10 protein-coding genes are annotated in these 12,305 nt (G+C 52.7%); 7 read left to right on the top strand and 3 right to left on the bottom strand.

Annotated features, from left to right (window positions below):
• The first annotated feature begins 73 nt into the window (after positions 1-73).
• Together ACT53D_RS12740 and ACT53D_RS12735 are read left to right on the top strand one after the other, a co-directional pair.
• The gene (locus tag ACT53D_RS12740) at positions 74-871 is read left to right on the top strand and encodes a transglutaminase family protein (RefSeq protein WP_275356588.1); all 798 of its coding nucleotides are present in this window, start codon (positions 74-76) and stop codon (positions 869-871) included.
• Between the two features lie 19 nt (positions 872-890).
• Positions 891-1,751, top strand: coding sequence for a transglutaminase family protein (locus ACT53D_RS12735; RefSeq protein WP_313988687.1), 861 nt, complete (start codon positions 891-893; stop codon positions 1,749-1,751).
• Between the two features lie 100 nt (positions 1,752-1,851).
• Here ACT53D_RS12735 and tkt read toward each other — a convergent pair whose 3' ends face one another.
• The gene (gene tkt, locus ACT53D_RS12730) at positions 1,852-3,837 is read right to left on the bottom strand and encodes a transketolase (RefSeq protein WP_313988683.1); all 1,986 of its coding nucleotides are present in this window, start codon (positions 3,835-3,837) and stop codon (positions 1,852-1,854) included.
• Positions 3,838-4,110: 273 nt separating this feature from the next.
• On the opposite strand from tkt, the gene fae reads away from it, so the two are divergent.
• Complete coding sequence (gene fae, locus ACT53D_RS12725) at positions 4,111-4,662, top strand: formaldehyde-activating enzyme (protein ID WP_313988680.1); 552 nt, start codon at positions 4,111-4,113, stop codon at positions 4,660-4,662.
• Positions 4,663-4,739: 77 nt separating this feature from the next.
• Here fae and ACT53D_RS12720 read toward each other — a convergent pair whose 3' ends face one another.
• On the bottom strand, positions 4,740-5,753 hold the full coding sequence (locus ACT53D_RS12720) for a Gfo/Idh/MocA family protein (protein WP_476156527.1): 1,014 nt from the start codon (positions 5,751-5,753) through the stop codon (positions 4,740-4,742).
• Between the two features lie 112 nt (positions 5,754-5,865).
• A complete protein-coding gene (locus ACT53D_RS12715; RefSeq protein WP_228518904.1) occupies positions 5,866-6,504 on the bottom strand; it encodes a response regulator in 639 nt (212 codons plus the stop codon).
• A gap of 196 nt (positions 6,505-6,700) precedes the next feature.
• Here ACT53D_RS12715 and ACT53D_RS12710 point away from each other — a divergent pair, with 196 nt between their 5' ends.
• From ACT53D_RS12710 to ACT53D_RS12695, 4 genes are all read left to right on the top strand, one after another.
• Positions 6,701-7,918, top strand: a complete 1,218-nt coding sequence (locus ACT53D_RS12710) for a hypothetical protein (RefSeq protein WP_476156525.1) — start codon at positions 6,701-6,703, stop codon at positions 7,916-7,918.
• A gap of 8 nt (positions 7,919-7,926) precedes the next feature.
• Positions 7,927-9,798, top strand: coding sequence for a sensor histidine kinase (locus ACT53D_RS12705; protein ID WP_476156523.1), 1,872 nt, complete (start codon positions 7,927-7,929; stop codon positions 9,796-9,798).
• 77 nt (positions 9,799-9,875) lie between these two features.
• Complete coding sequence (locus ACT53D_RS12700) at positions 9,876-10,559, top strand: PEP-CTERM sorting domain-containing protein (RefSeq protein WP_275356580.1); 684 nt, start codon at positions 9,876-9,878, stop codon at positions 10,557-10,559.
• 156 nt (positions 10,560-10,715) lie between these two features.
• A complete protein-coding gene (locus ACT53D_RS12695) occupies positions 10,716-12,284 on the top strand; it encodes a hypothetical protein (protein ID WP_476156521.1) in 1,569 nt (522 codons plus the stop codon).
• Positions 12,285-12,305 lie beyond the last annotated feature (21 nt).

The following is a 12,305-nucleotide window of genomic DNA, read 5'->3' as shown; positions in this document are numbered from 1 at the left end:
ATTCATTCACTTTTGCACATATGTCTTGAAAGCAGGCTAGAATGGGTTGGCTTGCATCACTTAAGGATTGCACATGTGGTTACGCACTGAATGTGATATCAGCTTTGTTGTCAGTATTCCCACACCGTTTATTTTGATGCTGAGGCCGCGCAGTGGGGTGCATCAATGGGTAGCTCGACAGTCTTATACGCTTAAGCCCAGTGTGCCGGTGGAAGAATATACCGACACTTATGGCAATCTTTGCCAGCGCTTGATTGCGCCTGTGGGTGAGTTTTATATCAGCACATCGGCGGATATTTTGACCGCTGACAAGCTTGAGACTGCGCCCGGCGGGCGGTTTGAAGAGGTTCAGCATTTGCCTAACCATGTACTGACTTATTTACTGCCATCACGCTATTGCGAGTCAGATAAATTCATTGATCTGGGCCAGCAAATTGTCGCCAATGTGCTGCCTGGATACGATCAGGTAAAGGCCATCGAGCAATGGATACGCCAGAATATTCGTTTCAATCCGGATTCTCCACATTTTCAACTGTCTGCGGTTGAGGTGAATCAGCAGCGCGAAGGCGTTTGCCGTGAGCTGGCGCATTTGGGCATCGCCTTGTGCCGAGGGCTGTGCATCCCGGCACGCATGGTGGTGGGGTATTTGCACGGACTACAACCGATGGACTTTCATGCCTGGTTTGAAGCGTATGTGAATGGGGGATGGTACACGTTTGACCCGAGCCAGTCAGAATCCATGGGCGGACGCATTACTGTGGCCTATGGACGTGATGCGGCCGATGTTGCCATTTTTAACCAGTTTGGCCCGGCCTTGTACCCGGCGCTGATGCAGGTGCGTGTCACGCAACTGGCCGCCGCACCGATTTAAATGGCGCGAGAAACACACCATGAAACGATTAAGAATCAAACATCTGACTGAATACCTGTTCTCGGGCACAGTCACACTGCAGCAGCATTATTTATTGCTGCGGCCGCGTGAGGGGCACGATTTGCGCATTGAGTCTTCTATCCTGAATATTACGCCAGCGTATCAGATCAAATGGTATCGCGATGTGTTTGATAACTCGCTGGCGGCTGTCACGTTTTTGCAAGCGAGCGACAGACTCACCATTGCAAGTGAAGTGGTGATTCAACACTATGAAGAGGCCCCACTGGACTTTTGGATTGAACCGTATGCAGTGAATTATCCGTTTGCCTATGCGCAGGCTGACTGGGAAGACCTGGCGGCTTTTCAGCGACCCACTTTTATGGATGACCAAGATGCGGTCAGCCAGTGGCTGCTACAACTGGGGCTGAGAAACGGCAGCATCAATACATTTGAACTGCTGACCCGCCTGAATCAGGCGATTTATACCCAGTTTCGCTACCAGATTCGCGAAGAACCTGGCGTGCAGACACCGGCCACCACCTTGAATAAGCTGAGTGGCTCTTGCCGTGACTATGCTACCTTGTTTATTGAAGCTTGCCGCCTCTTGGGACTGGCCAGCCGGTTTGTCAGTGGCTATTTGCATGCCCCGGCGACTGAGGCCGGTAACGCCACCACGCATGCCTGGGCTGAGGTATATTTGCCAGGCACCGGCTGGAAAGGCTTTGACCCCACCGCAGGAAAGGTGACCGGCACACAACATATTGCCGTGGCGGTTTCCCGTAACCCGGAAACGATCCCGCCAGTGGCTGGCAGCTTTATCGGCCCCAATATTCAGCCTAAGTTGATTGTGAATGTACAAGTGAATTTGCTCACAAGCTAAGCAAGAGTAACCTTGCCGTGGATGGGTTGTTTCACGGCATATAGGCGAAAAAAAACCGCTACACGAGGAAGCGGTTTTTTATGCAGCAATCTGGTCTAAATTACAAAACAGATTTCACTGTGTTCACAACATTCTCTACGGTGAAACCGAAGTGTTTGAACAGTGCGCCGCCTGGTGCGGATTCGCCGAAGGTATCGATACCAACAACGGCACCTTCAATACCTACATACTTACGCCAGAAGTCTGGGTGAGCAGCTTCAACAGCCACGCGTTTAACGCCTGGAGTCAATACGCTGTCTTTGTAAGCCTGGTCTTGACGGTCGAATACGTTGGTGGATGGCATGGAAACCACACGCACTTTAGTACCCGCAGCGTTCAATTCAGCAGCCGCTTGAATCGCCAGATCCAACTCGGAACCGTTAGCAATGATGATCACATCCGCTTTACCTGCAGCGTCAGAGAACACATAGCCACCCTTGCGGATCAGTTCAAAGTCTTTAGCATCGTGCTTGATGCCTGGCACCGCTTGACGGCTCAATACCAAGCTGGTTGGGCCTTCAGTGCGCTCTACGGCAGCAACCCAAGCAACGGTTGTTTCTGTAGAGTCAGCTGGACGCCATACATCCATACGAGGAATCATACGCAGACCAGAAGTGTTTTCTACTGGTTGGTGGGTAGGACCGTCTTCACCTTGACCGATAGAGTCGTGGGTCAGCACGTAGATCACACGTTGATGCATCAACGCAGACATACGCATGCCGTTTTTCATGTAGTCAGAGAACATGTGGAAAGTACCGCCGTATGGCAACAAGCCACCGTGCAATGCCATACCGTTCATGATGGCAGCCATACCGAACTCACGTACACCGTAAGAGATGTAGTTGCCTGGCTCTTTACCACTCACGTGTTTGAATTCTTTAGCCGCTGTCAGGTTAGAACCTGTCAAGTCAGCTGAACCGCCCAGGAATTCTGGCAAGATTGGCGCCAACGCTGTAATTGCTTTTTGTGAAGCTTGACGAGTAGCCAATTTCTCAGCTTTTTCGTTCGTTTCAGCGATGATTGCGTCAGTCAGTGACTTCCAGTTAGCTGGCAATTCACCGGCCATACGGCGTTTGAATTCTGCAGCTTCTGCTGGGTAGGCTTTAGCGTAAGCGTCGAACTTGGCGTTCCAGTCAGCTTCGCGTTTTGCGCCTTTGTCTTTTTGGTTCCAGCCTTCGTACACGTCAGCAGGAATCACGAATGGCTCGTGTGGCCAGCCGATTTCAGCACGGGTTGCTGCAACTTCAGCTTCGCCCAATGCGGAACCGTGGCAGTCGTGTGAACCGGATTTGTTTGGAGAACCTTTACCGATGATGGTTTTACAGCAGATCAGTGATGGTTTGTCAGTCACTGATTTCGCTTCGTCGATGGCTTTCTGAATCGCAGCCTGGTCGTGACCATCTACTGAAACAACGTGCCAGCCGTATGCTTTGAAGCGGCCTGCGGTGTCGTCTGTGTACCAGCCTTCGATGTGGCCGTCGATAGAAATACCGTTGTCATCCCAGAAAGCAACCAGTTTGCCCAGGCCCCATGTACCAGCCAGTGCGCAAGCTTCGTGAGAAACGCCTTCCATCATACAGCCGTCGCCCAGGAACACGTATGTGTAGTGGTCAACGATGTCGTGGCCTGGCTTGTTGAATTGGCTAGCCAGCAGTTTTTCTGCCATGGCGAAACCAACGCCGTTTGCAATACCCTGGCCCAATGGACCGGTGGTTGTTTCAACGCCAGGTGCGTAGCCGTATTCTGGGTGACCAGCGCAACGGGAGTGCAGTTGACGGAAAGACTTGATGTCGTCCATGGTCACATCGTAACCAGTCAGGTGCAGCAAGGAGTAAATCAGCATTGAGCCATGGCCGTTGGACAATACGAAACGGTCACGGTTAGCCCATTGTGGGTTGTTTGGGTTGTGGCTCAGATTGTGGTTCCACAATACTTCAGCAATTTCAGCCATGCCCATAGGTGCGCCTGGGTGGCCGGAGTTTGCTTTTTGTACAGCGTCCATGCTCAGAGCACGGATGGCGTTGCACAAGTCGACACGAGTTGCCATTGTTTTCTCCCTAGAGTGAAAGTGAACGGTCTTACACAAAAAGCTGCAAAACCTTGATTGAATTCTTTAAAAAAGCCAGAAAACCAGCCTTTTACGGAAAGGCTAGATTATTCCCTAGAACCTGCTTTTCTTCAAGCGTTAATGGTTATTAAATTCATGCACGCGCTTGGTGCCTCAAGCGGTAAAACCGCGATACCGAGCGCATGCAACTAGCCATGGTGGGAGAATTCCCCTACCATGTTGCAATACATTGATAGCAAAGGAGCTCCAAAGATGTCTAATGATCGAATTATTATGCGTGTGGGTGAAGCACTGGTGGCAGGCGGCCCACCCGGCACGGCGGCTGAACCCGAAGTGGCGATTGGTGAAATGAACGGCCCGATGGGCACAGCATTTGCCAACCTGCTGGGCGACCAGGTCAAAGGCCATACCCGCGTACTGGCGATTATGAACACCGACATTATGGTGCGCCCAGCGACGCTGATGGTGAGCAAGGTGACTGTGAAAGATCCGCGTTACACCAATATTTTGATGGGCACCGTGCAGGGCGCCATTGCCAACGGCGTACTGGATGCCGTACGTAGCGGCGATATCCCGAAAGAAAAAGCCAATGACTTGGGCATTATTGTTTCAGTGTGGTTGAGCCCGGCGATTCTGGAACAAGAGAAAATCGACCATAAGGCGCTGTTTGATATTCACCGTGAGGCGACCTTCAAGGCGATTCAAAAAGCCTTGCGCAATGAGCCTAGCATAGACTGGTTGTTAGAAAACCAGGAGAAGATTGTGCATAAGTATTACCAGATGGGCCTGGATAATAAGATTTAGAGCATGGCAAGTTTTAAAACACCAACTCAGCAATAAAAAAAGGATGCCTTGGCATCCTTTTTTTATTGTGCAAAGCCTTAACGTTTCAACGCCGCAATCACCGCTTCAATTGCTTTGCAATTACCACGCGCATCATCAAAAGTGAGCAAAGGCGCTTTGCCATTGAGCACACAATCACCAAAGTGCTCGATCTCAAGGTTAAAGTGGTTAGCCTTGGGCAAAACGATGGTTTCTGACTTGCCGCCCGCTTCCCAGCTAATGACCGGATCATCGCCCGGGTAAGACCACATATTGTGGCACTTGATCCAGCCCTTATCGCCAATCAGCTCATACTCGGCTTTGCGGCCACGCTCAAAACTCACATCAAAGTGGCCGAAACGCGCACGTCCCTGTGCATCAGGGCCAAAATCGAGCACACCACTGGCAACCACATCGGCGCCATGCTCGTTGAGTTTGCCATAGGCCAATACATCTTTAGGTTCGGCAGGGACGCCGTTTTGCGCAAAACACCAGCGCAAGGCATGGATGGCGTAAGGCCCAATATCCCACATGGCACCACCACCGTTGGCCATATCACGGGTAATGCGGTACATACGTGCAGGCGCCATCAGGAAAGAAAAACTGGCACGGCATGAAAGCACATCGCCGATGAGCCCGCTGTCGATTAATTCTTTAACCTTGGCATGCTGCGGATGAAAGCGGTACATAAAGCCTTCCATCACGGTCACCCCTTTGGCTTTGGCGGCAGATTCAATCGCATCAATATCTGCCAACTTGGTGGTCATCGGCTTTTCTATCAGCACATGCTTGCCTGCCGCAATCGCCTTGAGCGCCCATTCGGCATGCTCTTCGTTGGCCATGGGGCAATAGACAGCTTCAACATTGCTGTCTGTGAGCAGGCTCTCCATATCGTCATAACAACTAACACCACCCGCATTGGGTGCGTATTTATCCAGCGTGGCCTTGGCGGCGCCCGGGCGGCGGCTGGCGATGGCGACCAGTTGTGAGTTGCTGGCCTCTACAATCGCAGGTAGCAGGCGCTCATTCACACGCGCAGCACCGAGAATGCCCCATTTTAGTTTTGTCGTCATGATGCTCTTCCCATGTTTTAATTTGGCTGATTATACCTTGCAGAAAATGGCGGGGTCATGCGCCTTTGCATTAAGAAAGACAGGGCAAGGGCTTTGTAAGTGCCCTGAAAGATTAAATCAGCCCCATGCGTTGTGCCGTGATGGCGGCTTCAGCCCGCGAAGAAACATTTAATTTGCGGTAGATTTCCTTGACGTACCCCGCCACCGTATTGCGCTTGAGACCCAGGATATTGGCGGTTTCTGCCATGGTCATGCCTTTGGCAATAATCGACAACACTTCTTTTTCACGCTCGGTGAGAACGCCTTGCGCAGTCGCCTCGACATAGGGCTCGTGAAAATGCCGCAATAACTTGCGCGCAATCGCGGGTGACAGTGGCGGCTGCCCCGTCACAATGCCATTCAGCGCCTGCACGATAGCGGTTTGCGGCTGGTCTTTCAGTAAATAACCATGCGCCCCTGCGCGCAATGCCGGGAAAATGTGGCTATCATCATCAAATATGCTGGCTACCACACAAATTGTTTGCGGTGAATGACGATTTAACCATTCAATCACCGCAACCCCGCTACCATCTGGTAGACTCAAATCAATGAGCGCGATATCGATTGCTGATAGATGGTTCAACGCAGTGAGTGCCTGCGCGATGTGATTGGCTGCGTGTATCTGGATATCTGGAAAACTCTGTTGCAGGACCTCAGACAGCCACAATTGCGACTCGGGAGTATCCTCAAGAATAAAAGCAGTTTTCATCATAGGGCAGTGGCTAGGGCAGCAATGGCGTTGGGATAAAAACTATATACCAAATTCAACGTATAACACCCCCGCAAACAGGGGGCTCCGATCAAAAAATAATTCGAATACACTCATGACCAAGACTCTTTTGTGTTTGCCTGTTTTGTTACCTAATCGAATGCGCCCCCTATCACGCACGAACTGGATCAGTTTATTGATGGGCGGGCTATTACTGGGTAACTTTCTAACCCAAGAGGCATTCGCCATGGATGAATTACCCATACCCACGGCGTTTGGCCTCAATACCATGGCGCCAGAAAGTAGCTGGGGCATCCGCTTTGAGCAACGCAACAACGACTACCACCAGACCTATGATCAACATGGCAACTTGCAGGGACTAGGCGCCAGCTTTGACGGCATTCAATTAAATAGCAGCATTTTCCCTTCGCTCGCACTATTAGGTCCCGGTGCCTCGCTGGGAACGACGCGCTTCAAGAGTGAGGTGCGTAACCAGATCAGCACATTGACCATCGGCTATGGCATCACGCCAGATATCACAGTAGGCGCGATCATCCCTTATGTGAAATCACACACGCGCGTCAGTTTTGGCGTCGACGGTGGTAATGTCGGCGCAAACCCCGCGTTTGACGCGAGTCAGCCCATCAGCGCGGGCAACTTTCCGTTTGCGCCTGCGGGTGGCGCGGTGGCTCCCATGGATGCGGCTGGCGTACAAAACATCCTGACGAACCCGGCGTATGGTTATCAATACAAGCGGATTGCTTCTCAACAGTCAGAGGGATTTAGCGACCCGACCATAGGCGTGCTCTGGCGGGCTTATAAGGCGGCAGACCAGAGCCTGATTGTGGGCATAGGCTGGCGAGTGGGTCTGGCCAGAAAAGACGACCCGGATAACTTGCTGGATACGCCGCCCGGCGATGGCAGCGACGACCTGCGCACCCGTATAGAGTATTTCAAGAATATAGGCAGCCACCTCGACTTGCGCTTGCTGGCCGATTACAACTGGCAAACCCGCGACAAAGCCAGCATGCGCATCCCCTCATCAGGCCAGTTACTGGCCCTCGCCAGTAGCAAACAAAGATTACAGCGCGACCTGGGGGACTTTTATGAAACCGATATTGAGTTGGGATATCGCTGGTCCAACTGGCGCTGGGCTGCTACCTGGCACCGTTATGAAAAGCAGTCTGACACTTACCGCTCTGACCTTGGCACCGATACCAGCAGCCTGGAAACGAACACCTACACCCGCGCCGACCAGTACCGGCTGAGTGCGACCTGGAGTGGTATCCAGGCCTGGCAACAAGGCAAGTTACCGCTGCCGCTGATCGTCAGGCTCGAAATGCAGGATACGTTTTCCGGGCGCAACTTTGTCGATGTGCGCGATATTTACCTGCAAGTGACGGCCTTGTTTAAATGAGCTTTTCCGTGCATGCCCTGTTAAAACCATTGCGCGATAGCTGCATTTTTTTGTGGCTGTTGTTCGCCTCCCTAAGCACATTTGCAACCCCTGAGGTGACCAGCAACGCTCTAGTCAGCATGAAACAAGGAGAGTTTGTCCAGAGTGCCGCTCCCCAGCCCCCAGGTGACCATGCAGACTGGCAAACTGCCAGCCTGCCGGACATCTGGAAGATCACTCATCCGACGGCAGAGGGCATAGGCTGGTATCGCTTTCAGTTTGATTACCCGACACTCAGCCAGAAGGCTTTGTATGGACTCTACCTTTCCAGGCTCAGCCTGAATGCGGAAGCGTTTCTCAATGGTGAGAAGATAGGCTCTGGCGGTGCGTTTGAAGAGCCCGTCGCCAGGCACTGGAACCGCCCCTTGTTATTTGCCATCCCGCCCCACCTGCTCAAGCCCCGCGACAATCTGTTACTCGTAAGAGTCATTGCCCCCGCACACTCTCAAGGCATGCTCGCTCCGCCGCAAATAGATACATTAGAGCATCTGCAACCGCGCTTTGAAGAAGCCAGATTTATCCGTATCACACTGAACCAGACGTCAAGCTTGCTGATCGTGGGGATTGGGCTGCTGATGCTGAGCCTGTGGTGGCGCAGAAAGCAGGATACCGCCTACGGCCTGTTTGGACTGGCAGCCTTTGTCTGGGCACTGCAATCCCTCAATTTTTACATCATCACAGCGCCGTTGCCGACCCCGCAATGGGAGTTGTTTGTGAATGCGAGTTTTCAGGCGATTGCCACCTTGTGGCTCATCTCACTGCTTGATTTTGTCGGCATCCGTCTTAAGCGCTTCAATCAGTTACTGTGGGCGATTCTCATCCTGTCACCGCTGACTTTGTTGTGCACTCCCGATACTTACTTTACTGACGTCACCGATGTATGGCACCTGGTGACCATGGGCGTGGTGGTGTTCGGCCTCTGCTTGCTGGCAAAAGAAGGGATTATGCACCGCAACAAGGATGCCAACTTACTGTTGCTGACCTTGAGTTTGATCCTGCTATTTGCATTTCATGACTGGCTGATACACACCAATATTGCTGCACTCAACCACTGGGTGAGCAATGAGGAATATCTGATGCAATTCTCGGCCCCCGTGCTGTTTTTGATTGTCGGGCTCATGATGACTTCAAGGTATGTGGGGGCCCTCAATGATTACGAGCAACTGAATCAGCAACTCGAACAACGCGTGGTTTCCAAGCATGAAGAGCTGAATCAAAACTTTCAGCAATTGCAGTCCATTCTCAAAGAGCAGGCTTCGCTGGAGGAGCGCGAGCGGATTTACCAGGATCTGCATGACGACTTGGGAGCCAAACTGCTGACTCTGGTATACCGCGCCCAAGACAGCAACAATGCCGAACTTGCCAGGTCTGCCCTGCAAGACCTGCGCGATGTAGTTTCACGGGCCGGCACAGAACATATCCCATTGACGGATGCCATGGCCGACTACCGTATCGAGTGCGAAAAACGCTTGAGTGATGTCCATATCCAGCTGGTTTGGCAGATTGAGATGAAAGAAGACCACCTGCTCCTGACGCAACCGCAAGTCCTCAACCTGGGCCGCATTATCCGCGAGGCGGTTTCAAATGTGATCCGCCATGCCCAGGCAAGCCAGGTCACAGTCAACCTGAGTTGTAGCGACAGGCAGCTGTTACTGTCAGTGAGTGACAATGGCATCGGGCTGCCCGCCGAGTCGGCCAGAAACAAAGGCCGCGGTTTGAACAATATTCAGAAACGCGCGACGCTGCTGGGCGGTGAAGTGCACTTTGAAGCCTTAGCCACAGGCGGGCTCAAGCTCTGCCTGCAACTGCCGTTGCAAGCATTCGCGCAAGCTCCCCATTAACACCCCCTATCCAGGGGGTGCAAGCCGGATGGCAAAGTCTCTAAGATGAGTACTCCAATCATCAGGAGGAGAGAGACATGCACAAATTAACAATAATGACCACACTCACTGGTTGTTTACTTGCCAGTGCCAATATGGCACATGCCACGAGTAGTACCGCGATCTTCTGGGGACCCACGCCCTACCTATCCTCGAGTGACATCCCGGCTGGCTTTTACCTGGGAGGCAATCCTGTCTTACTAGATAATCTGGAAGATGGATCGCTGGATGCGTCTATCAGTGCCAGTAACGGTTCAGTGTATGGACCCACCGGCATTGCCGACTCGGTGGATGCCGATGATGGCAACATTGATGGTTTTGGCACCGCAGGACGTAGCTGGTTTTCAGGCAATGTGACCTTCACTTACACGGGTAGCGGACCTCTGCCAACAGCCTTTGGTGTGGTCTGGACGGATGGCTCTGGCACCATTACGTTCAGCGCAACAGATGCACTGGGGCAATCACTGGGTTCACAGTCGTATACGGGCATTCCTGATGGCACGTTTGGCGGCACCACCGGCGATGACCGCTTCTTTGGTGTGCAGTTTGCCGGTGGCATAAAATCAATCACCATAGGCACCGGGGGCGGCATTGAAGTCGATCATATCCAGTATGGGCAAATGGTGAGCAGTGTGCCAGAGCCCACCTCGGCGCTCATGCTCAGCCTGGGCTTGCTGGGCGTGGTTGGATACAGGCGCACGCGCAAATCGACTACAGAATAAAAGCGCTGTCACGCGCCAAAATCCTAGTAAAAACGACTGTTTCACCCTTTGAGTAGCTGTGATGCCCCCCCTGAACTGGGGGTGCCTTTTTTCGGCTGATTGCACTAGTCTAGGGACATTCTTAATATCGTGCCCAACCAGGGCAAAGGGTTTGTCATGTTGACCTTGCAACGCTACGCTAAACCATCTGCCGCCATTATTCTGTTGGCTGCTTGCCTGCCTTTCCAGGCCCTCGCCACAGAAATCGCAACTAACATGCGGCTAAACTTTAACGAGATTGCCATTATTAGCAGAACCACCTCGGTGTCTGAAGACGGCATTGATCTCACAGGTTACAGCGATCACATTGACAAGCTGTTGACCTTGGACCCAAGTATTGCAAACGCTAGATTCTTGAGCACCAGGCTAGGCACGTTTACTAGCGGCAGCATGACGGTTGATCTCAGGGGTAATCAATTTATTTCACTAAACGACCCCGGGGTCTCAGTATTGCCTGATAGCCAACGCACCCTGACGCGGATAGAAGCCGGCGCCACATTGAGCGGCGGCCTGCTGACCACCACCGAGTCACTCAACCTCGATGCCACCTGGTTTTGCCGTGCAACCGCGCTTTCCTGCACCCGCGACGAAGTCTATAGCACGTTAAAATTTACTCCAACTCTTTCAAACTCAGCCACCAATGCAGCGGCACTGGTGCAACCCATACGCTTGCAAGCAAGTGGCGCACCCACGTTTACCGCGGATGGCGTGAGCATTAATTATGCGGGGCTATCGTTATCTGGCACGATCAATGTCAACGCCACCTTTACCGCCAAAACACGTAGCCAATATGTGGCAGATGCCCTCGCCGCCACCCCAGGGGCAGGTGGCGGAGTCGCAGCCGCACGCTGGGATGCTGCCGCAACCGATATTCAATCCCTGCGCAATAGCGTACTGACGGATGTCGCAGTCGCAAATACCCTGAAAATCGCCCGCACACCCGAGCTAAAAGATGCACAAACACTGCTCGCAGCCGCCAGAGACAGCACCATTTTGCTCAATGCAGGCGCGACTGCACCGACAGTATTCAACTCACCCTTCGATCTCATGCGTCAGCTATGGAACGTCACCGCAACCGTGGACCCCTCTCTGGGACGCTCAACGGCTGGCTTTAGCAGCGAAGACCTGACCAGTGACAATGCAGCCCTGTCGTTGGCGGCATTATCGCTGATTGCCAGCGGCAGCGATGAGCATGATTTCGCTGCGCAACTGGACCACGCGCTGGGCGTGCCGCTCACGACAAGTGCCGCCCCTCAATTGACGCTGGATGGGGCATTACTTGGGTTGACTGACGCCATGCTCTCCATCTATTACTTGGGCAATAGCAGCAGCGGCTTGGTAGAACTCAACCTGCCAGATGCTGCTCGCTATGCTCTGTTACGGAATGGATTATATGACCGCATCAGTTTGCTGGAGGGAAATGGCCTGACGGTGATTGGTAACAGCGATTATGCCGGTTCGGCAGTGTTGCAAGGTGAAGGTGAAGTCTATATCGGCGAAATCTCAAGTGGTTTGCTAGAACTCAGCGGACAGAGCACGGCCTCGCGCTTGCAACTCAACAATATATACAGCAACCAGTTTTTGGTCGTCGCCAGCTGGGCAGTGACCCCAGTGCCAGAGCCAAGCCAGGCCTGGCTGCTCATGATGGGTTTGCCGCTGTTGTTATGGCGTCGTCAAAGCGCTTGAGAAAATACAGGCATATTTTGC

Source organism: Methylophilus sp. DMC16 (genome assembly GCF_056314045.1).
This window is presented reverse-complemented; position numbering and strand designations above follow the sequence as displayed.